This is a genomic window from Draconibacterium mangrovi (genome assembly GCF_010586825.1).
Lineage (GTDB): Bacteria > Bacteroidota > Bacteroidia > Bacteroidales > Prolixibacteraceae > Draconibacterium > Draconibacterium mangrovi.
In genome coordinates this window covers 122,080-146,157 of the sequence record NZ_JAAAGB010000007.1, presented here as the reverse complement: position 1 = coordinate 146,157, position 24,078 = coordinate 122,080, and the positions used below count along the sequence as shown (strand labels likewise).

The 24,078-nt window shown below is 38.4% G+C and carries 20 protein-coding genes and 1 tRNA gene; 16 read left to right on the top strand and 5 right to left on the bottom strand.

Going from position 1 to position 24,078, the window contains the following annotated elements; genetic code table 11:
• Positions 1 to 29 precede the first annotated feature (29 nt).
• From G4420_RS17125 to G4420_RS17115, 3 genes are all read left to right on the top strand, one after another.
• Entirely contained in the window at positions 30 to 416 is a 387-nt protein-coding gene (locus G4420_RS17125; protein WP_163325157.1) for a BlaI/MecI/CopY family transcriptional regulator, read from the top strand.
• Positions 409 to 1,827 carry a M56 family metallopeptidase gene (locus G4420_RS17120; protein WP_163325156.1) on the top strand — a complete coding sequence of 473 codons (1,419 nt, stop codon included), beginning with the start codon at positions 409 to 411 and terminating at the stop codon, positions 1,825 to 1,827. Before G4420_RS17125 ends, G4420_RS17120 begins: the two co-directional genes overlap by 8 nt.
• Positions 1,828 to 1,890: 63 nt before the next feature.
• Entirely contained in the window at positions 1,891 to 3,141 is a 1,251-nt protein-coding gene (locus G4420_RS17115) for a tetratricopeptide repeat protein (protein ID WP_163325155.1), read from the top strand.
• Positions 3,142 to 3,155: 14 nt separating this feature from the next.
• Here the strand turns inward: G4420_RS17115 and G4420_RS17110 are convergent, their stop codons facing one another.
• Positions 3,156 to 4,103, bottom strand: coding sequence for a helix-turn-helix transcriptional regulator (locus tag G4420_RS17110; protein WP_163325154.1), 948 nt, complete (start codon positions 4,101 to 4,103; stop codon positions 3,156 to 3,158).
• 212 nt (positions 4,104 to 4,315) lie between these two features.
• On the opposite strand from G4420_RS17110, the gene G4420_RS17105 reads away from it, so the two are divergent.
• The 3 genes from G4420_RS17105 to G4420_RS17095 all read left to right on the top strand — a co-directional run bounded on the left by G4420_RS17105 (position 4,316) and on the right by G4420_RS17095 (position 9,412).
• A complete protein-coding gene (locus tag G4420_RS17105) occupies positions 4,316 to 5,035 on the top strand; it encodes a hypothetical protein (RefSeq protein WP_163325153.1) in 720 nt (239 codons plus the stop codon).
• Positions 5,036 to 5,136: 101 nt separating this feature from the next.
• Positions 5,137 to 8,019: a TolB family protein gene (locus G4420_RS17100; protein ID WP_163325152.1), complete on the top strand. Its 2,883-nt coding sequence runs from the start codon at positions 5,137 to 5,139 to the stop codon at positions 8,017 to 8,019.
• Between the two features lie 976 nt (positions 8,020 to 8,995).
• Positions 8,996 to 9,412, top strand: a complete 417-nt coding sequence (locus tag G4420_RS17095) for a helix-turn-helix domain-containing protein (protein WP_163325151.1) — start codon at positions 8,996 to 8,998, stop codon at positions 9,410 to 9,412.
• A gap of 207 nt (positions 9,413 to 9,619) precedes the next feature.
• On the opposite strand, the gene G4420_RS17090 is transcribed toward G4420_RS17095, so the two are convergent.
• A complete protein-coding gene (locus G4420_RS17090) occupies positions 9,620 to 9,820 on the bottom strand; it encodes a hypothetical protein (protein WP_163325150.1) in 201 nt (66 codons plus the stop codon).
• Between the two features lie 761 nt (positions 9,821 to 10,581).
• Between G4420_RS17090 and G4420_RS17085 the strand changes: the two genes are divergently transcribed.
• From G4420_RS17085 to yidC, 7 genes are all read left to right on the top strand, one after another.
• Entirely contained in the window at positions 10,582 to 11,358 is a 777-nt protein-coding gene (locus G4420_RS17085) for a dihydroorotate dehydrogenase electron transfer subunit (protein ID WP_163325149.1), read from the top strand.
• The gene (locus tag G4420_RS17080) at positions 11,352 to 12,263 is read left to right on the top strand and encodes a dihydroorotate dehydrogenase (RefSeq protein ID WP_163325148.1); all 912 of its coding nucleotides are present in this window, start codon (positions 11,352 to 11,354) and stop codon (positions 12,261 to 12,263) included. Before G4420_RS17085 ends, G4420_RS17080 begins: the two co-directional genes overlap by 7 nt.
• Positions 12,264 to 12,479: 216 nt before the next feature.
• On the top strand, positions 12,480 to 13,787 hold the full coding sequence (locus G4420_RS17075; protein ID WP_163325147.1) for a dihydrolipoamide acetyltransferase family protein: 1,308 nt from the start codon (positions 12,480 to 12,482) through the stop codon (positions 13,785 to 13,787).
• 6 nt (positions 13,788 to 13,793) lie between these two features.
• Positions 13,794 to 15,845, top strand: coding sequence for an alpha-ketoacid dehydrogenase subunit alpha/beta (locus tag G4420_RS17070; protein ID WP_163325146.1), 2,052 nt, complete (start codon positions 13,794 to 13,796; stop codon positions 15,843 to 15,845).
• An 11-nt stretch (positions 15,846 to 15,856) separates the two neighbouring features.
• Positions 15,857 to 16,360 carry a flavodoxin gene (locus tag G4420_RS17065; RefSeq protein WP_163325145.1) on the top strand — a complete coding sequence of 168 codons (504 nt, stop codon included), beginning with the start codon at positions 15,857 to 15,859 and terminating at the stop codon, positions 16,358 to 16,360.
• A gap of 455 nt (positions 16,361 to 16,815) precedes the next feature.
• Positions 16,816 to 18,423: a CTP synthase gene (locus G4420_RS17060; protein WP_163325144.1), complete on the top strand. Its 1,608-nt coding sequence runs from the start codon at positions 16,816 to 16,818 to the stop codon at positions 18,421 to 18,423.
• Between the two features lie 3 nt (positions 18,424 to 18,426).
• Positions 18,427 to 20,376 carry a membrane protein insertase YidC gene (yidC, locus tag G4420_RS17055; RefSeq protein ID WP_163325143.1) on the top strand — a complete coding sequence of 650 codons (1,950 nt, stop codon included), beginning with the start codon at positions 18,427 to 18,429 and terminating at the stop codon, positions 20,374 to 20,376.
• Between the two features lie 85 nt (positions 20,377 to 20,461).
• On the opposite strand, the gene G4420_RS17050 is transcribed toward yidC, so the two are convergent.
• Both G4420_RS17050 and G4420_RS17045 read right to left on the bottom strand, forming a co-directional pair.
• Positions 20,462 to 21,100, bottom strand: a complete 639-nt coding sequence (locus G4420_RS17050) for a porin family protein (protein WP_163325142.1) — start codon at positions 21,098 to 21,100, stop codon at positions 20,462 to 20,464.
• 82 nt (positions 21,101 to 21,182) lie between these two features.
• The gene (locus G4420_RS17045; RefSeq protein WP_163325141.1) at positions 21,183 to 21,758 is read right to left on the bottom strand and encodes a TetR/AcrR family transcriptional regulator; all 576 of its coding nucleotides are present in this window, start codon (positions 21,756 to 21,758) and stop codon (positions 21,183 to 21,185) included.
• Positions 21,759 to 21,941: 183 nt separating this feature from the next.
• Here G4420_RS17045 and G4420_RS17040 point away from each other — a divergent pair, with 183 nt between their 5' ends.
• Both G4420_RS17040 and G4420_RS17035 read left to right on the top strand, forming a co-directional pair.
• On the top strand, positions 21,942 to 22,583 hold the full coding sequence (locus tag G4420_RS17040; RefSeq protein ID WP_163325140.1) for a DUF2490 domain-containing protein: 642 nt from the start codon (positions 21,942 to 21,944) through the stop codon (positions 22,581 to 22,583).
• Positions 22,584 to 22,659: 76 nt separating this feature from the next.
• A complete protein-coding gene (locus tag G4420_RS17035) occupies positions 22,660 to 23,055 on the top strand; it encodes a hypothetical protein (protein WP_163325139.1) in 396 nt (131 codons plus the stop codon).
• A gap of 328 nt (positions 23,056 to 23,383) precedes the next feature.
• Here the strand turns inward: G4420_RS17035 and G4420_RS17030 are convergent.
• Positions 23,384 to 23,460: transfer RNA gene (locus G4420_RS17030), tRNA-Pro, on the bottom strand.
• 120 nt (positions 23,461 to 23,580) lie between these two features.
• On the opposite strand from G4420_RS17030, the gene tsaA reads away from it, so the two are divergent.
• Positions 23,581 to 24,075 (top strand): tRNA (N6-threonylcarbamoyladenosine(37)-N6)-methyltransferase TrmO, encoded by a 495-nt coding sequence (gene tsaA, locus G4420_RS17025; protein WP_163325138.1) that lies wholly within the window; start codon positions 23,581 to 23,583, stop codon positions 24,073 to 24,075.
• Positions 24,076 to 24,078: the final 3 nt, after the last annotated feature.

The following is a 24,078-nucleotide window of genomic DNA, read 5'->3' as shown; positions in this document are numbered from 1 at the left end:
TTAGCAGAAATCAAAAATAAACGAACAAAATGAAGGAACTTACCAAAGCTGAAGAGCAGGTGATGCAGTTACTCTGGAATCTTGATAAAGCATTTGTAAAAGACATTATTGAAGAAATGCCTATTCCTAAACCCGCATATAATACGGTTTCTACGATTATCCGCATTTTGGAAAAGAAAGGTTTTGTGGACCACAATGCCTACGGAAAAACTCATGAATATTTTCCTTTAATTTCGCGAAAGGAATATACACGTTCGTTTATGAAGAATTTTATGCGAAATTATTTTAGTGGTTCGTTCCAGGAAATGGTTTCGTTTTTTGCCAAGGAAGATAATATGAGTTTATCGGAACTGGATGAGCTGATGGAGGATGTGAAACGCGATATAGAAAACGAAAACCGGGATACCGATGAATAATTTAGTGAACTTTATTATCGAATCGGGAATAAGCCTGTCGCTACTGTCACTTATTTACGTTTTGTTTCTACGGAAAGAAACATTCTTCCGTTTAAACAGGCTATTCCTGCTTTTTTCCATTTTGTTTTCGGTAATTCTGCCGTTTCTGCATTTTCAGGTTTACGCACCACAGTCAAACATGCTGGCTGAAGTTACTGTAACACCTTACCGGAATGTTTTAGAAGCAGTTACCATCTACGGGCAGGATCTTTCCGGTGCAATGGTAAAATCAATCAGTTCAAGCAAAATCATCATTCTTATTTATTTACTAGGATTAACTTTTTTTCTCGGAAGAATGATTTTTCGGATCATTCAGATTTTATTGATCATCTCGAAAAATGAGGTTCAACACGTTGATAATTATCGTTTTGTGATGGTTGACAAGGAGTTTAGTCCCTTTTCGTTTTTAGGCTATATTTTCATCAATCCGAATAGGAGAAAGGAATTGGGTTACGAAAAAATGGTAACTCACGAAATGGAACACATCAAACAAGGACATACATTCGATGTGCTGATACTTGAAATACTTACTGTTTTTCAGTGGTTTAACCCGTTTATGTGGCTACTAAAACGTGCCATCCGCGAAAATCACGAATACCTGGCCGACCATGCAGTGCTGAATTCAGGGATCAGTTCTGCTCAGTATAAACAATTGCTTTTAAGTCAGGCAGTTGGTATGCAGTTTGATATTGCAAATAATTTCAATTCGTCGCTGATTAAAAAACGGATTCACATGATTTCAAAAATCCGTTCTTCAAAATTGGCGAACCTGAAATATATTTTGGGATTTGTTTCGTTGCTGGCTTTGGTTGTAATTTTTGCATGTGAACAAAAAGAAACTCAGCAAGTAACAAAAGTTGAGGATAGTAATGATCGGAAAATTACTGTTCGCCTGGTCGACGATGGCATGAAACTGCAGGGCAGTCAGGAAGATCTGGAATTTTTACATGCCCTGCTAAATGACAAAAATAATTACGAATTTGATACAGATAGTACGGGCGCTGTTTTTCTTGTAAAAAGCAAAGAAAAAGAGCCGCTTCAGCTGGAGGAAGAAGATCAGGTATTTTTTATTGTGGAGAAAATGCCGGAGTTTCCGGGTGGCGATCTCGCGTTGCGTAAATACATTGCCAACTCAATCAAATATCCGGAGATTTCTATTGAGAATGGTATACAGGGTAAAGTTTATGTAAGTTTTGTGGTTACCAAAGAAGGCACAATTGCAAATGCAAAAATTGCCCGGGGAGTTGATCCATCAATTGATAAAGAGGCACTTCGTGTAGTTAATTCCTTACCAAAATGGAAACCCGGATATCAGCGTGGTGAACCGGTTAATGTGAGTTATACCGTGCCAATTAATTTTGTTCTTCAATAAACTTTTAATGAATTAAAACACCTCTTCAACCGATAACACTATTGAATAAATAAATAAATTTTTATGCGATTAAAAATTTCAACCCTGTTGATTATTATGTTTTGTGTTGCAACCTCCACATTGGCGCAGCGTAAAATTGATTTACTTTTAATTGAAAAGAGCTACGATAAAGCACTTCAGGAGATCGATAAAGAGTTGGTTGCAAATCCTTCGGCCGAATTGTATTATAAAAAAGGTGTGGTGTATAAAAACCTGCAAAATTACCAACAAGCATTGGAGGCTTTTATGAACGGGCTTCAGTACGATGCCAATAATATTGTAATGCTGGAAGAAACGGCAGAATGTTTTTCCATTTTAGGCAATAACCGCGATGCCATTGCTTTTTACGATAAAGCGCTTCAGGTTGAACCCAATAACCTGGCATTGGCCGGAAAACTCGGACGCGTTCATATTAACCTTGAAGACTATAAAACTGCTTACAATGTTTTCTCCGGTATTTATGAAAAAGACTCGTCCAACGTTTACTGGAACAAACAGTTGGCTTATTGTTCATACCGTGTTTTTCAGCGCGAACAGGCACGCGATCTTTACGAAAAAGTGCTTGAGGCGAATCCCCGCGATCATGGAACTTACATTAATCTGATACACTGCTATAACTGGAAAAAAGAGGCCAACGAAATAATGGCTACTATCGATTCAGGCCTGGTACAGTTTCCGGCTGATAAAGAGTTACTGTTTGAAAAAGCGATGTTTTTTTATAAAACAAAACGTTATGGCCCTGCAATGTTGCAGTTTGAAAAATATCTGGAGCAGGAAAAACAACCGGCTTTTGAAATATTGATGAATTATGGTATTAGCTCTTACTTTGCCGACCACGAAGAAAAAGCACTCGACATATTTGGCGATCTAAAATTGCTCAGCCCGAACGACCCGCTGGTGATGTACTACCAAAGTTTATGCAACCGAAAATTAAATAATTTCGAGGACGCTATTGAGCTAATGACTTTTGCAATTGATGCAACCGTGCCTGATTATGTGTCGGAAATGTATCACCATTTGGGGCAAATGTATGGTCAGCAACGACAGTTTAAAGAATCAATTGAAGCCTTGGAGAAAGCTTACGAGTTGAATCCGGGAAAGACAGAAGTATTGTTTGAAATTGCAACGACTTACGAAGAATACAACTCGAACAAAACACTGGCAATGAATTACTACCGGATTTATTTAACCGAATCGGGCGAAGGTGCAAAGAACGCCATTTATGCACTTGAACGCATTGAAAAATTAAAAGAGGATCTGTTTTTTGATGAATAATCGGGGAGGTCCTGTTAATTTTCTCCAGTTTTTTCGCGAACCAGATTTGCTAGTTGAACCCTGCTTTTTACTCCTGTTTTTGTGAAGATTCGATGGTTATGGTCTTTTACAGTTTGTAAGGTTATAAAGAGTTTATCGGCAATTGCTTTGTTTGATTTTCCACTGCAAATCTCCTGAATGATCTCAGCTTCTCGTTTCGATATTTCGTAAAAGTTACAAAACGACTGAAAATCCATATTCCCATTTTCTGGCGTTGTTTGATTCTGAAAGCGAATAATTGCCGGAAGAACCAGGTTACTCGCAAACAAAACAACTAAGGCTATACAGGTAGAAATATATCCGAACCGGTTGAAAAAAAACATCACGCCGGAATAAAGTAAGGTGCCTCCAAAAATAATCAGCACCCGGTTTTTGTTGAGCCCTGTTTCTTTCAGCAAACCTACATCTTTAGTTTTTATGAAAAACGGCATCAGAAAAAACATATAAACGACCAGGTTCAACAGTACTAAAATGCGCACAACAAAAAGGTCTGCATTTTCAGGAACCTGAATATATTCTTTCTGAATGAGAAAAACCAGGGCAAAAGCCAACACTACAAAAGTAGGAAAGAAGCTAAAAATGAATGTTTTTGTTAGTCGGCGTCCGTTGCAATTATTGGCAAACTTTAAAAGCATAAACCAGCTTACCACCATAAACGGAATTCCAATAATGGGTATAAAAACGGCTAACTTGGCACATAACGCATCACTAATATTCAAATCGGCAATAACCATCCGAAGGCTTATATTTCCCCAAACTCCATAAAACAGAAAGGAGAAAAGAAATATTTGCTGATACAGCAAAGTCGTGAAAATTGGCTTCTTATTCTGCTGGTATTGCTGGTAGGCAAGCATAATTCCCAAAGCCGAAATTCCGGCCGAAATAATAAATGTAATTGTGTATGCTAAAATTTTAATCCACATTAGAAACTACTTTAGTAGTGCATTGCAATTTTACGCACTTTGCCCGTGAGGCGCTAACTACGAAAGTAGTGAAATTACTAAATCCAACTTTAGTAGGAAGGATTTTTTTGAGATATGCAGTAGATTTGAATAACAATTACAAAAAACAATGTTCAGGCGCCGAAAGGTGCCACTCAGAAAACAGAAAACAAAAACATTAAAAAACAAAAACAATGGAAAGCTTAAAGTATTTTAATTTGGGACCATCGGCGGGTGGAAGTTTTAGTTACGCATGGAGAAAAATGTTTGATAAATCATTCCTGACACTTCTGGTAGCCGTTATAATTACGGGGCTACTAAATGGACCCGGATATGGTTTTAAAGGCGAATGGAATGGAGGTGATTTTAATAACATTGGTCTATTGCTTTTTCCAATAGCATTATTTGCGTTGGCATATGGTTTTTTATTTGTTCCTGTAATTAAATACGGCGAAAAAAAGCTGTTTTTAGCCGCTATGAGAGACGAAGAGACCGACCTGAAAGTAATGTTCGAAGGCTTTAAAACACAATATTTAAATATTGTTTTAGCCAATTTAATTGTAGCAGCATTGGTAACGGTTGGAATATTTATGCTGGTAATTCCCGGTATTATTGTGGCATGCCGACTGGTTTTTGTGCCTTACCTGGTAATGGATAAAGAACTGGATGCCATGAAAGCTGTTGAAAAAAGCTGGCAAATGACACGTGGTTACGGTTGGACCATTTTTGGAATGGCTATTTTATCGTTCTTCATCATAATTGCCGGATTAATAGTGTGTTTCGTGGGAGTAATTTTCTCACTTATTTGGGTTCATGCAGCATTTGCAACACTTTATGCATCTATTGACGGTGAAAAAGAAGACGACAATCCAATCCCTATTTTAGGAGTTAACGAAGTAGAAGTAGAAGAATAAAAAACAAAACATGTTCAAGCTTAGGAGCCCGGATTTTTCCGGGCTTTTTGTTTTTATATAATTTCGTTTGTGTATTTTGGCATTTCATTTCCACTGATAAAATGAAGAAACTATTCTTATTACTTCTTGTATTTACAACATATGTTGCACAAGCTCAGTATTTCGATACGGGGCAGGATCCGGCATCTCTGAAATGGCGGCAAATTAACACCACCAATTTTCAGCTGATATATCCCGATTATTATGAAGACCAGGCACAGGTTTTGGCTCAAAAACTGGAGATGGTTTACGATTTCGGAAGCTATTCGTTAAAATACAAGCCGGGAAAAATATCGGTAATTCTTCATACACAAACGGTGCAGTCGAATGGTTTGGTGGCTTATGCTCCAAAACGATCCGAGTTTTACACCACACCACATCAGGCAATTTATTCGCAAGATTGGTTGGAACAGCTGGCTTTGCACGAATTCCGACATGTGGTGCAGATCGATAAATTAAATGCCGAGTTACCCAAAATCATAAAAATTATTTTGGGTGAACAGGGAACTGCTTTGTTGTTCGGGGCCTATCTTCCGTGGTGGTTTATTGAAGGTGATGCTGTGGTAACAGAAACTGCCTTAGGAAACTACGGACGCGGACGTTTTCCTTCATTTCTGATGGAACACCAGGCGCAGGTGGTCGACAACAAAATATTTTCGTACGATAAAGCTTACCTCGGATCATTCAAAGATTACGTTCCCAACCACTATCAGCTGGGTTATTACCTGGTAGCTGGTTCAAGAGAACGATACGGAAGTGATATCTGGGAAAAGACCATAAAAAGAGTGGGCAGGAAACCTTTTTCGATCACTCCTTTCAATAGAGCTTTAAAGCTTGAAACCGGTTTAGGAAAGGTTCGGCTTTACGAATCGATATTTGACAGTCTGGCAACCGAATGGAAAAATAATGATACAAAATTTGTAGCCGATCCATCATCTCAACTTTCGAAAGAAAATAAAAGATATACGAATTATTTGCACAAACACTGGCTTAACAATGATGAACTAATTGCCTACAAAACAGGATTGAATGTAGTTCCTTCATTTGTAAAGATCGATACAAAAACAAATAGAGAAAAGCGCCTAACAATACCTGGATATATTTTTGAAGAGTCTGTAAATTTTAGGGGAGAATGGATCGTATGGACAGAAAAAGTACCTGATGTTCGCTGGTCGCACAGTGGAATTTCACGAATTCGGATCTTAAATGCAGCTACAAAAAAAATGTATTCCGTTGCTACTGAATTTAAGGCTTTTGCTCCGGCACTTTCACCCGATTTAAAAGAGGTAGCAGTTGTGGAAACCGATTTTTCAAGTGCAAATTATTTAACGGTTTATGATATCTCGAGTGGAAAAATGAAATACCGCTACCAGACTGAGAATAACAATTACTTATTTTCTCCGGTTTGGTTAAACCAGCACGAATTAATTTATGTGCTGCTGGACGAAAAAGGAAAACAAATTGCAAAAGTCAATCTGCAAAATAAGGAGCAAACTTTGCTTCCGGGAACAGCGTTGGGTGAGATTAAACAATTACAGGTTTCCGGAAATAACTTGTATTTTATAAGCAGCTATTCGGGTAAAAATGCCCTTTACATTTACGATTTAGCCACTGATGAAATTGAACAAGTTTACGAACCTCGTTTTGATGTTGCTTATCCTGCCATTCAGACAAATGGAACAATTGCACTTAGCGATTACACCGGAGATGGTTTTCGTATTATCGAATTCCAGCCGGAAAATACAGTGCCGTTAAAAGAGGTTTTACCAGGAAGCTGGGCACTAGCCAATTCCATGCAAAAGCAAGAGCCCGGTATTGTTGACTTTTCGCGTGTTGATACCACAAAACTGTTCGCTTCGCAGACTTACAGCAAACCGAAACATCTGCTAAATTTTCACAGTTGGGCACCTGTTTTTGTCGATCCCGACAATTATGAGTTTTTACCCGGCGTTAGTTTGATGTCGCAAAATAAATTGGGTACAGCATTTACCACTTTGGGATATAAGTGGGATACCAGCGAAAAAACAGGCCATTTTTATGGAAGGTATACGTACAAAGGCTGGTTTCCGGTATTCGATTTTGAAGTAACAGGTGGTAAACGCGCTTCGCAATATTGGTTGATTCGGGAGTACCAAAACCAGGAAGGACAGGTGACAAAAAGAGATACCACGCTTCAGGATTATAAATGGAATGAAACGAATTTTAGTGCCAATATGCGTATTCCGTTAAATTTATCGAGGGGAGCATTTACGCGCTTTTTTCAACCTGAAGTTGAATACCAGTTTACTCGCTACGGAAAAGAGGAGTCGACACCCGACGAGTTTAGCACTGGCGATTATCAATCGCTTTCGTACCGCTTATATTATTACCAGCTTCTACGAAGAAGCCATCAGGATATTTATCCGAATTTTGGCTTTGCATTAGAAGGGAACTTTCGCCACTCGCCATGGCAATCAACCGAAATGGGGCGTTTGACTGCCGGCGCAGCCACGATGTATCTTCCCGGCCTTTTGAAAAATCACGGCATTCGTTTGTATGGAGGATTACAAGATAAAAGTTCGGGAAATCTCTTTGGATTTTCTGATGCCATCCGTTTTCCCCGGGGATGGACAAAGATTGAAACCGAGCAAATGAGTTCTTTGTCGCTAAACTATGCGCTGCCAATTGTGAATCCCGATTTAAGCATCGGCGGACTTACATATATCCGCAGGATTAGTGCTACCTTATTTGCTGATTACGCTAATCTGCAAGGTAGTTACCATGGCGGTGAAATACCTACAAAATATAATGTGGACATATCGTCGTATGGTGTCGAGTTAATGGGCGATGTCAATTTCTTTAGATTTTATGCTCCGGTAAAAATAGGAGTCAGAGCTTCGTATCTTAAAGAACTGGAAGAAGTTGGGTTCGATTTCTTACTGTCTGTTGATTTTAATTCGTTATAGACAAATTTAAGAAGAAACACGTCAACGGAAATCAGCTCTTTGTGTAATTGTGCGGAAAAATTCAGAATTCAAGGGTATTTTCTCTATTTGAATGTCACTGCTAATACTTATGATTTTGTGCTAAGTAATTAAATTTATGTGATTTATATTGTAAAAAGTCCGTTTTTAAGCTTCTGAGAATCCGCCAGTTTTCTGTTTACGTGTAATTATGCGTAAATATTTACGGCATTTTTAGCAAAACTACATAATTGATAAGGGCAGTAGTCATTTCAATCTATCAGTAACGAAAACCAAAAATTATTTAAGGGGTAGTTTTAGGTATTACTGTTCTATCATCGGGAATCGAATCGGGGGTGTAATGTTACAGAACTAAAGTATACTCTTGTGAATTTCACAAATGACTTTTTAAATCTGATACGAATGTAAAATTCTTTTCAATTCAATATGTATACATATGTTGTGCTCATATTTTTAGAGGAAAGTTACATCTGTATCATTAGTAATACTGAAGAATGAATCAAGGTTCGACTTTTTAAAATTAAATAACCTCTGTGTTTTATATATGTAATTTGGAAGGGGAGGGTGTTTATATAAATAAAGTCGCATTATACAAAATATGGAATTGATACAATCAATCATTATGAATAAAAATACAAAGTGTGTAAATATATTTATTTAACTTTATTTCAGTATTTTATACGTATTATATAAAGTAATATTTGCAAAGAATCTTATCGGATGGCCATTTTATGTCAAAACATCATACTTATGAGTTATATAATGCTATTAACTAGAGATATAAGATATTTACATGAAGCTATATATCGATTATTTATTAGGTTTTAAAGTTTATTCGGTATTTACATTTTATAAAAAGTAGTTGTTAAATTCGAAAAGAATATTTACATTTGTTTTCGAAGAATACAAGAAGTCTGTTGGACGCATGACAAATGTATCTTTACAAACACCTAGATAAATGAAAGATCGAATTAAAAATTTTATCGAAGCAAAAGGAATTTCAGCCGGTGAGTTGGCTGCAGTTCTGGATGTGCAGCGATCTAATATCTCACATATTCTTAATGGTAGAAATAAACCAGGTGCTTCATTCATTGAGAGGCTACTATTGGAATTCCCTGATTTAAACGCTCGCTGGCTACTTACCGGTGAGGGAGATATGTTTAATGATCATGTATCAGTGAAAAACAATCCACAGCAAAAGCTACCAATAGTTGAAGAATCTGTTAAACAGCAGCCTTTGGTTGAAAAACCAATAATGAAGAGTGTGGTCCCGGAGGAGAATATTGAGGGACCATTGTCTGCATCAAATAGCGAAATAGATAAAATGGTAATTATATATCGTGACGGTACGTTTAATATATATAAGCAACGCTAAGTAAATAACTTGTAATATATAAGAAGAAGACTTTAGCAAACCATTATTTATTATCACATGAAAGGCAAAGGTGCCTAATGGTAGACAGCTTTATATTAGATGAAAGACGCAGAGAATTTCAAGAATCAATAGAACAAAACATTTGTATACTATATGTTGTAGAGAATTGTAATCGTATTACAAAAGGTATTTGACCCCAAACGGTGGTTAAACCAGAGGAACAAAGAGGGCTGTATTAATACGGTCCTCTTTTGTTTTTTCTGAAAGTCGATTAAGAGAAGACAGCTGTTTTACATCTGGAATCCCGGTCAATTCTTGATCTGTTGCCTGTGCCGAACGATTTCCCTTCAGGCATTTCAGGCCAATACCATGCACCGGATTAATCAGATTCGACGCTTTCAGGGCCACAAAGAGCTTTTGTTAAGACATAGCTGTTCAGTAAACTCACTTCAACGTTGTAATTCTGAACAATATCCCAGGGATAAAATAGGATTATCCTCGTGTGAAAACCGGGTTTAATGTTAGCGTGGATCAAAGGCACAAACAATAAGTTATTCAAAGTTCAATCGATTTATGCGCCTGGTGATCTGACTATTTTTATGAAGCGCTTCGACAGGAAACACGTTCATCATTGTTGGTGATTCACAGGAATCATGATTGTTTTATTGGGTTTTATTAGTTGTAAACAAAAATATTTTAAATAATTTACATACGTAATCTACTTGATTTCAACAATATAAGCAATAATGTAAAAATAGTTACAAAAATAAACTTCGAAAAGTTTGCATATGTAAATTAAAGTCTACATATTTGTAACAACAAAAGTAAACAACAATACGACAGGATGATTAATATTATATAGATTCAATTTACAAACCCAATTTAGTTGATAAATCCAGAAGTCGCTTGGCCACTAGAAATAGTGGCCAATTCTGGTTTATAGAAGTATGATTTTTTCAAAATGTACTTTATACTAAAAAAGTAAAATATTGTTTTGTAAATTAGAAAAATTATAATACATTTGTATACAAATAAACAAAGACCCTTATTTTTTACCTAATTTAAATATAACATAGAAGACCGTTATTCAACGGTCTTTTCTTTTTGTATGAATTCTTGGCACGAAATTCAACGATTATTCTATTATCTTTGCGGCAAAATCATAATACATGCCAAAAAAGTTTGTTAAAGAATTCAACGTAATTGAAAATAGTGCGCTAAACGCTACAAACTTTCTTATCAAAGTTCAATCGGATACGGAACTTCCGGAGATAAAACCAGGACAATTTGTGAATGTTGAAATAAAGGAAGCTGAGGAGATCTTTCTTCGCAGGCCTTTCTCTGTATTTGAAGTGGATAAGGAGAAGAATGTAATCTCTATGATCGTTAAAATACTGGGGAGAGGATCGCGTAAACTAACGGAGATTAAAGTGGGAAGTAAACTCAGTTTGGTTTATCCATTGGGAAAAACGTTTACTTATCCGTCGGCAAACGATAAGATCCTGCTGATTGGGGGCGGTAGTGGTGTTGCGCCAATGCTTTTCTTAGCCAAAGAATCGGGTTTGCCCGTAGAGAATGTTGACATTTTACTCGGTGCACGATCAAAAGAAGACCATATAAATGTAGATAGCTATAAACAGTATGCGAATTTACATTATGCATCAGAAGACGGTTCGCTGGGTGAAAAGGGATTTGTAACACAACATTCGGTATTTACCACTAACTTAAAATCTTACAGTAAAGTATATGCCTGTGGGCCGGATGGAATGATGCGGGCCATTGCAAAAGAGGCAAAAGCTGCTAATGTATTTTGCGAGGTATCCCTCGAAAACCTTATGGCCTGCGGTTTTGGTGTGTGTTTGTGCTGTATTGAGCCAACCACCAAAGGAAACCTTTGTGTTTGTACTGAAGGTCCGGTGTTTAACATTAATGATTTGAAATGGTAGATTTAAAAGTAAAATTACACGATATAGAATTTAAGAATCCGGTAACACTGGCATCGGGGACCTGCGGTTTTGCTCGCGAAACAGCTGAATTCTTTGAACCAGGCTTGCTTGGAGGTTATTTTTTGAAAGGTACAACGCTTAAAAACCGCGATGGTAATAACTACCCGCGAATGGCGGAAACACCTTCAGGCATGTTAAATGCTGTGGGTTTACAAAATAAAGGAATCGATTACTTTATTGAAAACATTTATCCTGAAATTGTTGACTATGATACACAATTGATTATAAATGTAAACGGGTCTACAGTTGAAGATTACATCGCTTTAACCGAAAAAGTTAATGAGCTGGATAAAATAAATGCCATTGAGCTCAATATCTCGTGCCCAAATGTAAAGGAAGGCGGAATGGCCTTTGGCGTGAGCTGTCCGGGAGCAGAGATGGTAACCCGCGAAGTACGTAAAGTATACGATAAAACCCTTATCGTAAAGTTGTCGCCAAATGTTACCGACATTTCTGAAATTGCCCGGGCTGTAGAAGGACAGGGGGCTGATGCTGTGTCGTTGGTAAATACTTTTTTGGGAATGGCCATAGATGCCGAAAAAAGAGAACCACTTTTATCTACTATAACCGGGGGATTATCTGGTCCGGCAATAAAACCAATTGCATTACGCATGGTTTGGCAGGTTGCCAACGCCGTTAAAATTCCTGTTGTTGGAATTGGTGGAATAATGACTGCTACTGATGCGATTGAGTTTATGCTGGCAGGAGCTTCAGTTATTCAGGTTGGTACAGCAATCTTTAAAGATCCGATGATTCCGGTTAAGATTGTTGAAGGCATTGAAGATTACTTGAAACGCCACAATATGCAGTCGGCCAGTGAATTAATCGGTGCTTTACAAGTGTAGTATACATTTGTTTTCGTATACTTCTGTATATTACTTTTGTCATTCGATAAAATCTATCTGAGATAAATACTATTTAGTACGAATTTGCCCGATTTTGATCGTTAAAATTCTTTTAACTCTATTTTTGCACAAATTTAAAATTGCAATCTGAACATTTCAATTTTAGTTATGTTGTTATAAGTGCAAATAGCAAAACATAGATTTAAAGTATTTATTATGGCAAGTTTTAATATCGTTATGCCTAAACTGGGCGAAAGTATCCAGGAAGGCACCATTACTAAATGGTTCGTAAAAGAGGGAGACACTATTGAAGAGGACGATATGCTCTTCGAAGTTGCTACTGACAAGGTAGACTCTGAGATCCCGTCGCCGGTAGATGGCGTAATCACAAAAATTAATTATCCGGAAGATAGTCTGGTTGCAGTTGGCGAAGTTCTGGCTGTTGTTAGTCTTGATGGTGAAGTTGAAGAAACTGAACCGGAAGCGACCGATAGCAAAGACGAAAAAGAAGCTACAACCAGCGATGCACCTGCGAAAGCAGAAACAACCGATGCTTCGGTTGATGACAGTAGAAAACTTTCAAACCGTTTCTATTCTCCTTTGGTAAAAACCATTGCTAAAGAAGAAAACGTTTCGCTTGATGAGTTGGAAAGCATTGAAGGATCGGGTGTTGGAGGCCGCGTTCAGAAGAAAGATATCATGGCATACCTGGAAAGCAGAGACAATTCTGCAGCTCAGCCGGTAGCTAAGACTGAAAGCAAATCAGCAGCACCGGTAGTTGAGAAAAAGGCCGCACCTCCGGTTTCAATTGGAGCCAACGACACTGTTGTTGAAATGGATCGTGTTCGCAAACTGATCGCAGATCACATGGTGATGTCGAAACAAGTATCACCACACGTAACTTCAGTGGTTGAAGCCGATGTTACCGATCTTGTAATCTGGAGAAATAAAAACAAAGACGTTTTCCAGAAAAAATATGGCGACAAAATCACTTTCATGCCAATATTTACAGAGGCAGTGGCCGCTGCACTGGCTGAATTCCCTATGTTAAACTCTTCTGTTAGCGGTGATAAAATCGTTATGAAGAAAGATATAAACGTTGGTATCGCCGTTGCCAAACCCGATGGAAACCTTATTGTTCCTGTAATTAAAAATGCTGAACAGCGCAACCTTGTTGGTTTAACAAAAGAACTGAACCGACTGGCTAATGCAGCGCGTAACAATAAACTCGATCCGGCCGAAATTCAGGGTGGAACATTTACTATTACCAATTTCGGTTCGTTCGGAAATATTATCGGAACACCAATTATTAACCAACCGCAAGTTGCTATTCTGGCAACAGGAATTATCGAGAAAAAACCAGCTGTTTTGGAAACTCCAAGCGGCGATGTAATTGCAATTCGTCATAAAATGTACCTGTCGTTATCATACGATCACCGTATTATCGATGGTGCCCTGGGAGGCGCTTTCCTACGTCGCATTGCTGATCATCTGGAACAATTTGATATAAACCGCGCAATATAATTTATTATGAAGGATTTAAAAGTACCAAAGCAATATACAATTAAGAAAACTCCGAAGGAGACTTTAGAGAATTGGTACCGGTTAATGAAAATTGGCCGTGCACTCGACGAAAAAGCACCCAATTATCTGAAACAGGCCATAGGCTGGTCGTACCATGCTCCTTATGCCGGGCACGATGGAATTCAGCTGGCTATCGGACAAAGTTTTGAGAAGAAAAAAGACCACTTATATATGTATTATCGCGATATGTTGACTGCTCTTGCGGGCGGAATGACATCAGAAGAGATAATATTAAACGGTATTTCAAAGGCAACCGACCCATCAAGTGGTGGTCGTCACATGTCTAATCACCTGGCAAAACCCGAGTGGAATATGCACAGTGTGTCGTCGGCAACCGGAAACCACACTTTACATGCTGTTGGAACCGGCCGCGCTATTAAATATTATGGTGAGAAAGCGGTTTCTATAAGTAGCCAGGGCGAATCATCGGTAAGTGAAGGTTACGTTTACGAAGCGATTACCGGTGCCGATAAAGAAGAATTGCCGGTGATTTTTGTGGTTCAGGATAACGGTTATGGTATTTCGGTACCTAAAAAAGACCAAACCGCACAACGAAAAGTGGCCAATAACTTTATTGGATATAAAAACCTGCGTATTATTCACTGTAACGGTAAAGATGTTTTCGACTCGATGAACGCCATGGCAGAAGCCAAACGTTATGCCATCGAGGAAAGCAAACCCGTATTACTGCAGGCCAACTGTGTGCGTATGGGATCGCACTCCAACTCTGATGATCATTTGCTTTATCGTTCAGATGCGGAAAGAAACTACGTGGTAGAATACGATCCGCTGGCAAAATACAGAAGATTGTTATTGCGTTACGAGCGATTCACAGAAGAAGAACTGAATAAAATTGACGAAGAAGTAAAAGTTGAAATTAAGGCTTCTCACAAAGCTGCAATGGCTGCTCCTGATCCTGATCCTGCAACCATTTACGATCATGTATTTTCCGATCCTTATGTTTCTGAGAAATACCCGGAAGGATTGCATAACGAAGAAGGAGAGAAGACAAAATTTATTACGGCGCTTAACGAGACTTTAAAGGCTGAATTCCGCAATAACCCTGATACGTTTATCTGGGGACAGGATATGGCCAACAAAGATAAAGGCGGTATTTTCAACGTATCGAAAGGTATGCAGGCCGAGTTTGGCGAGAAGCGTGTTTTTAACGGCCCGATTGCTGAGGATTTTATTCTTGGAACAGCCAACGGTATGTCGCGCTACCACGAGAAAATCCGTGTTGTAGTTGAAGGTGCTGAGTTTGCTGACTATTTCTGGCCGGCAATGGAACAATATGTTGATACCAGTCACGACCTGTGGCGATCGAACGGTAAATTTTCGCCAAATGTAACTATTCGCCTGGCGTCAGGCGGTTATATCGGTGGTGGAATGTACCACTCGCAAAACATTGAAGGTTCGCTGGCTGCCATTCCGGGAGTACGTATTGTTTATCCGTCGTTTGCCGACGATGCAGCCGGATTGTTGCGTACATCGATACGTTCAGAAGGATTAACCATGTTTATGGAGCCAAAAGCGCTTTACCAGGATCCGAAAGCTGCTACGGTAGTACCGGATGATTTTGAGGTTCCGTTTGGAAAAGCCCGAATTCGCCGTGAGGGTAGTGATCTGACTATTCTTACCTACGGAAATACAACGCACTTAAGTCTTGACGCTGCTAAAAAACTGGCAGAAGAAGGAATTGCAGATGTTGAAGTTATCGATCTGCGATCTTTGATTCCGCTGGATGAAGAGACCATTTTGAATTCGATTAAGAAAACCAACAAAGTATTGGTTGTTCACGAAGATAAAGTGTTTGGTGGTTTTGGTGGCGAGTTAAGCGCTCTCATCAACGAAAAAGGTTTTGAATACCTTGATGCACCTATTAAACGTGTAGGTTCGCCATTTACGCCGGTTGGTTTCAACCGTATTCTGGAACAGGCGATCTTACCAAATACACAGCGTATTTACACTGCAGCAAAAGAATTAATTGAATACTAAAAATCGGAAAAATGAGTAAAACCGCAATTATATACAGTTACAATACTCAAAAATCGAAAAAGGTAGCAGAAAAAGTGATTGCTGCTTTTGGCGAGAAAGAAATTGAAGCAGTTAATGCTGAAGAGCTGAGCAAAGATGTGCTGAATAAATATGACAATTTTATTCTTAGTGCACCAACCTGGTTCGATGGTGAATTACCCAACTATTGGGATGAGTTTTTGCCTGATCTGGAAGAAATGGACCTTAAAAAGAAGAAGTTTGCAATCTTTGGATTAGGCGACCAGAAGGGATATACAGAGAACTTCTGTGATGCAATTGGTTTACTGGCTGAAATACTTGAAGAGTGTGGAGCAACTATCGTTGGGGAAACCTCTGTTGAAGGTTATACCTTCGAAGCATCGCGTGCACAACGAGGCGACAAATTTATAGGATTGCCGATTGACCAGGAAAACCAGGCCCGTAAAACAAAACAACGGGTTGAAGACTGGGTAGCGCAACTTAAGAAAGAGTTTTAAAGTTAATAGTTATCGATTAGAGAAAAACGCTTGCTATATAAGGTTTTTCTATTTGCATAAAGGCCGTTGGTGTTGACCAATGGCCTTTTTTATGCTTTGTATACAAATGTGTAATTCATGGAACTGTTGTTATATATAGCCTTTATAGGCATGGGGCAATAATGAAAAGTTCCTTGTTACATATGTGTTGACGTGTTAATTTACAAATGTATTTACCTTTGTAAACAAGTTGATCGCTATTTCTGGCTAATTAATATTTTTTGATATTTCGAGTAACTCATCAGTTCATTTTAAATACGCTAAGGAAAACGATTTGATTATTGTTAAATAAAATAAGGTTTTTAAAAGCTCATTGTTATTAACTATTTACTATATCGGTTAAATTGCCGGTTCATTAGTTTACGGTTCGTATTAATTGATTAATTTTGTGGCTTCGAATTATAAATAAATTTACCGTGCCTGAAACTAGATACATATTTGTTACCGGTGGAGTTACTTCGTCGTTGGGAAAAGGTATTTTAGCCTCGTCGCTAGCCAAGTTGCTACAATCTCGTGGTTATAATGTTACCATTCAAAAATTGGATCCGTATATTAACGTTGATCCGGGAACGCTGAATCCGTATGAACACGGAGAGTGTTTTGTTACCGAAGACGGAGCGGAAACCGACCTCGATCTGGGACATTACGAGCGTTTCTTAAATACTGCAACATCGCAGGCTAACAACGTAACAACCGGAAGAATTTACCAATCGGTTATCGATAAAGAACGCCGGGGTGATTACCTGGGAAAAACAGTTCAGATTATTCCTCATATTACTGACGAAATTAAACGGAGAATTAAAATTCTCGGATCAAAAGGTAAATACGATATTGTTATCACAGAGATTGGGGGTACGGTAGGCGACATTGAATCGTTACCTTATATTGAAGCAGTTCGTCAGTTAAAATGGGAATTGGGAAGCCGGGCAATGGTAATTCATTTAACACTGGTTCCTTACCTGTCGGCAACAGGCGAATTAAAAACCAAGCCTACACAGCACTCGGTTAAAATGTTGCTCGAAACCGGAGTTCAACCTGATATCCTGGTTCTTCGTACCGAGCATGATATTGAATTATCGGTTCGCCAAAAGGTTGCACTGTTCTGTAATGTTGGATTAGAGTCTGTAATCCAATCGGTTAATGTGCCAACAATTTACGATGTGCCGTTAAAAATGTTGGAAGAAAAGCTGGATATCACAGTACTGAATAAACTGGGATTAACTATTAACGAAGAAATTGATCTTTCGGCCTGGAATGATTTCCTTGCACGTCATAAAAACCCGACACAAACTGTTGAAATTGGTTTGGTTGGAAAATATGTTGAATTACACGACGCTTACAAATCAATTGCTGAAGCTTTGGTACACGCCGGAGCTGAAAACAGATGTAAAGTAAATATTAACTGGATTCACTCAGAGGAGTTGAATCCAGAGAACATTGACGAGCATTTGAAACCAATGAACGGAATTATCGTTGCTCCGGGATTTGGACATCGTGGAATGAAAGGAAAAATCCTGGCAGCGCAATATGCCCGCGAAAACAACGTAACTTTCCTTGGTATTTGTTTAGGAATGCAGGTTGCTGTTATTGAGTTTGCTCGAAATGTAATTAATCTGGAGAATGCAGACTCATCAGAAATGAATCCAAAAACGCCACATCCGGTAATCGACCTTATGGAACAACAAAAAGGTATTACCAATTATGGTGGAACAATGCGTTTGGGAGCTTACGAATGTCGTATTATCGACGAGAACTCAAACGTAAGCAAAGCATACAATAAATTAACGGTTCACGAAAGACACCGACATCGTTACGAATTTAACGAAACATACCGTCAGCAATACATCGACGCCGGAATGATACCAACAGGAATTAATCCTGAAACCGACCTGGTAGAAATTGTTGAAATACCAGAACACAAATGGTTTGTGGGTGTGCAATTCCATCCGGAATACAGAAGTACGGTATTAAATCCCCATCCGTTGTTTATTGATTTTATTAAGAACTCATTACCTGAAAAATAAAAAATGGATAGAAAGTCGATTATTGGAATCGTTTTAATCTTTGTGATTTTGGTTGTATTTTCATTGATCAACCAGCCATCGAAAGAAGAAGTTGAAGCTGCGAGGCAACGACGCGATTCCATAGCACAAGTTGAAGCACAGCAAGCGCTGGAGCTGCAGAAAATGCAGGAACAGCAAGAAATGCAAAATGCGGCTATGGAAGCCGATACTGCAGTTCAGAATCAAATAATGCAGCAAAAAACCGAGGAACTTGGTGTTTTCGGAGCCGCATCGGTTGGTACCGAGGAGTTTACCACCCTCGAAAACAACCAGGTAAAAATCACCTTATCGAATAAAGGGGGGCGTATTTACTCGGTGGAGTTGAAAGACTACGAAAGATATGATTCAACACAATTAGTTCTTTTTGATGGTCCGAAAACATTGTTTGGTCTGAATTTCTTTGCACAAAACAGAAGTATAACCACTGATAACCTTTACTTTAATCAGGTTGGTGGTGCAAAAGATGTTGTGGTAAGTGGTCCTAAAGTTCCGAAAGGAGATGAAGGAAGAACTAAGTTTAACAAAGAAAATCCTGGTGGAACAGAATCGGTAACTTTCCGTTTGGAAGTTGCTACCGGGAAATTCATCGAGTACGTTTATACCCTGGCATACAACTCGTTTATGGTTGATTTTGACGTGAATATGCAGGGTATGGACAGCTATATTTCACGAAATCAATCGTACCTGAATTTTAGCTGGGCTTTTGATGTGCCACGTCAGGAACACTATTCGCGTTTTGGCGAAGACCGTTATACTTATATGACCTATAAGTTTTTTGAAGACGAGGTCGACAACCTGGATAAAAACAAATCGGACGAAGAAAACCTTTCAACAAGTGTTAAATGGATCGGTTTTAAGCAGTTATTCTTTAACTCTACAATAATTGGCGACGAGGCATTCCCGAATGCCCAGGTACGCCAGGAGAAGTACGATTACGAAGACAACCAGAATTATTTGGGAAATTTCAAAGCTGATATTGCCATTCCTTTCAACGGAACACAAAGTGAAAAGGTTGGTATGCAGTTTTATTTTGGACCGAACCACTATCAAACCCTAAAACAATACGGGCTTGATATGGAACGCCAGATCGATTTGGGATACGCCATTGTACGTCCGGTAAACCGTTACGTAATTATCCCGGTATTTAACTGGTTACGCCGTTCTATCGATAACTTTGGTATCATCATCCTGCTGCTTACGCTGATGATTAAAGTGGTACTATTCCCATTTACATACAAGTCATACATGTCGCAGGCAAAAATGCGTGCATTAAAGCCTGAAGTTGATGAAATAAATGCCAAGTTTCCGGGGCAGGAAAAAGCCATGGAGAAACAGCAGGCTACTATGGCACTTTATCGAAAGGCCGGAGTAAACCCGATGGGAGGTTGTTTACCAATGGTATTACAGATGCCAATTCTGTTTGCCATGTTCTTTTTCTTCCCAACATCAATTGAGTTAAGAGGACAAAGTTTCTTGTGGGCAAATGACTTATCTACCTATGATTCGATTCTGAGCTGGGATTTTACCATTCCACTGATCGGAAACTTTATGGGTAACCACCTTAGTTTATTTACAATATTAATGACCATCACAACAATCATTTCTACTAAGCTAAGCCAGTCGGCTACTTCAAGTCAGGCAATGCCGGGAATGAAATCCATGATGTACATAATGCCGGTAATGTTCTTCTTCCTGCTGAACAGCTATCCATCAGGTTTAAGCTATTACTATTTCCTTGCTAACCTTATTACCATTGGCCAGACTTACCTGATTCGTTCGTTTGTTGATGATGATAAGATTAGAGCGCAGCTACAAGCCAATAAAAAGAAACCGGCTAAAAAGCAGTCAAGTTTCCAGAAACGGATGGAAGATATGGCTAAACAGCGTGGAGTTCAGGCACCAAAAAGAAAATAATCAACGATTAGTATAGTAAAAAGCCGGCTAAGAGATTTCTTAGCCGGCTTTTTTGTGTCCAATTGTTAGTGTATATCGTTTGCGATTAAAACAGTAATCCCAGGCTTATTGATGCCATTTTATTGTGCAGGTCGGGTTCTGATTTATAGACTTCTACAAATCCCATATCGTAGTTTAAACCTACTTGTAATGCTTTCTGATTGAATACCGGAAACTGCATTCCCAGTTCCAGGCCCAAACCTGCATCAAAATCTTTGGTATCGCTTTTCATATCAAATTTTACACCATCCAACTCACCGTCAGCATCAAGCATGTAGCTTAAGTAGGGGCCGATAGCAAAATACAAACGTTGTCCTTTTTTAAACCCGGCTTTTTCTCCTGCCGAAAATTCAGCTTTTACAGGCATCGATAAATACTGAAGTTTGTTTGTTACATCCACATTCTCTTCGGTAAAGCTGCGTCCTTTTTGTTGGTACTCCAAACCACTCTTTACGGCAAAACCTTCGGTAATCTGGTATTTTCCTACAAAACCTATGGTTGGGCTAAAACGCACATCGCAGTTATTGGCCAGTTCCAGTAAATCAGACTGGCAGGCAGCACCAGCGCCAATTTTAATTCCATAACTCATCTGGGCTTTTGATGCCAGTGAAAGGCCCAAAGTTAAAACTCCAACCAGCATTAGGCTGTAGAGTGTTTTTCCTGAATAATTTGTTTTCTGTTTCATTTTAATTCTGTTTTCTATTTACTATTATTATTGTATAATTTGAACTATTATCTAAAATATTCGAATTGTGTTATAAAAAATTTTAGGTACAAATACCGTAAAAGAACATATCAATTGCATTATTGATCTTTGTTATCGATTCCTCGCTGGTTTTCGATTTAGTTAATAAGGGAACCTCAAAACCAATCATACAAGTAAGAATCGCCTCACTGGTAAAATTGGCATCAATCGGTTTAAATTCCTTTCGGTTAATACCTTCGTTTATAATACCTGCAATCATTTCTATTTCAAAATCCCTGTAGTTATTCTGTATTTTTTCAATGAAAGCAAAAGTTGCCAGGAAATTGTCGTTTAAAGCGGTTGCCAGGTTGCCTCGTTCTACAAATCGTTTCATCCTAATATTCACATAGCTTCTTAACTTATCGACTGCCGAGTGTGATGTATCTATTGCTCTATTTATTTCGGCTACCAATTGTTTTGCTTCATGTGCAACAACGGCTTCAAAAACCTCTTCTTTATTCTTGAAATAATAGTAAAGCGAACTTTTTCCTTTCCCTGCAGCATAAGCAATATCGTCCATAGTTGTTTTTTTAAAACCATAACGTTCAAAAATTATTCCGGCTGCTTCAATAATTTGTTGTCTCGAGTTCGCGCTCATAATCACTTGTTTTATTCGACGATTTTGTTCCAAATGTACAAGTATTGTAGTTCTTATTAAAATAGTATTACCTGATCTGAGAAATTTAAGTCCTGAATTGTCAATTTTAACATTTGAAGTGAGAATGATATTTAATTATAAAATTCTGTTAAGGAAAATATATTGTTTTCTATTTTTACATCTATGCAAAAATTGTACATATTATTATTTATTCTTGCAGGCATTAACAGTTTTGCACAAGAGCGCTCATTTGAACTTTGGAACAAAAATCAGGTTGATATAGAACCCTGGAATAAAATAAGTATAACAGTTGCCGAAAAAATTCATTATTCGCCAAAACGCACAACTCTCGATTTAAAATATGGTGAAATATTAATTGAGCATCATGTATTAAACTGGCTTGAATATGGTGCCGGTTTCAGGATAAGTTATGCTAACCTTCAGATTGGTGAATGGTTGCAGGAGAATCGGCCTATGGTATTTGTAAATTTAGGAAAAGACCTTAAGAATTTTGAGTTCGACTTTTATAACCGTTTTGAATACCGAACCTATAAAGCACTAAGTAACTACTTTAGATACAGGCAGTCGATACGCATGAAATTTCCGGCAATTACCGAGTGGGGATTGCAATTTTATGTGCAGGAAGAGTCGTTTTTAAAACTAAATGGCAAGGGCACCCATTTGGCTAGGTTATATTCTGGATTAACCGCCTTTGAAAAGGAGCACATCGAAATAAAAATCTATTATGCGCTGCAAAAACAAGAAGTGCTGAATCATTGGGTATCGGGTGATATTCTTGGATTAAATTTGAGTTTTGAAATTTAAGCATATTTCCCAACCATTAAACTAAACGTTTGATATGCAGTCTAATCTGTTGATTATACAATTAAAAACAGGTTTTATGAAAAGATTAGAATTTTTATTGGTATTAGTTCTGATAGGAACTACAATGGCAATGGCCCAAGACAGGGGAGGACAACGTCAGTTTAACCCCGAAGAAATGGCGAAAAGGCAAACAGCGCAATTTAAAACGGATCTGGAATTAAACGATACTCAGGCAGAAAAGATGGAAAAGGTTCTACTGGCATCCTACAAAGAGATGGGAGCGATGCGCCAGGAAATGAGTGGGGAAGAAGACCGTACAAAAATGCGGGAAAAGATGACCGAATGGAGAACAAATCAACAGAAAGAGATTAAGAAAATCCTGACTGATGAGCAGTTTTTAAAGTATGAGAAATTGATGGAAGAAAGAAGAGCCAACCGTAGAGGTGGAGCCGGTGGTGGCGGCGGACAATAACGTTGAAAAAGAATTATAAGATAGAAGAGGGTTGTTTAGTGTCAATCCTCTTTTTTTATGGTTTCTAGGTAACCTCTAAGTAGGAAAAATTCAAAGGTCACTGGATAGGTACCTTTTTGGGTGGTATTTTTACGGTGTATTTTATGCTACTTGCTTATCCGAGAGACGACAGGATTTATTTGACATTGAATCCTAAAAGGAGGGATACTCAACCTAAAACCTTTCTCTCACTTCGTTCAAAGCGTTTTCTTTTTAGAGTTTCACTTCGATTGTCATCCTGTTTTATTCCAAAAATAAAACCCTCCCGCAAACGCGGAAAGGTTCCATTTGGTCGGGATGACAGGATTTGAACCTGCGACCCCGTCGTCCCGAACGACGTACGCTACCGGACTGCGCTACATCCCGAATTGTGGCTGCTAATTTAAGTAAAAATTAAAAAATATTTTAGCACACGAATAAGAAAAAAATAGCAACAGCTATTTCTGTTTTATTTACTATTTTGATCATCAGTTCAAAAGACAGATTATGAAAGAATTAGAAAAAGTTGAATTGAGTATAATAGGTACGATTTCTACACCACATAAAACAATTGCAAACATTCCGATTCAGTCGGTAGGTGCAAAAGAGTACACCGGCATCATTGAGTTGGAACCACAATTAGCAGCTGCCCTGGAAGGGCTCGAAGGCTTTTCGAATTTGATTTTGCTTTACCATCTTCATCGTGTTGACGGCTATAAACTAAAAGTAAAACCTTTTATGGACGACAAAGAGCACGGTGTTTTTGCCACACGATCGCCCAAACGCCCGTCGCCAATTGGATTGTCAACCGTTGAGTTACTTAAAATTGAAGGAAATAAAATCTGGTTTCGAGGTGCCGATATGCTGGACGGAACACCACTGATCGATATCAAACCTTTTTTCAGGCAAGTGGATAACCGGCCCGATGCGATTAGTGGTTGGCTGGACTCGAAAGACGATGATTTACCTGCTAAACACCGTTCCGATGATCGTTTTGCTTAATTG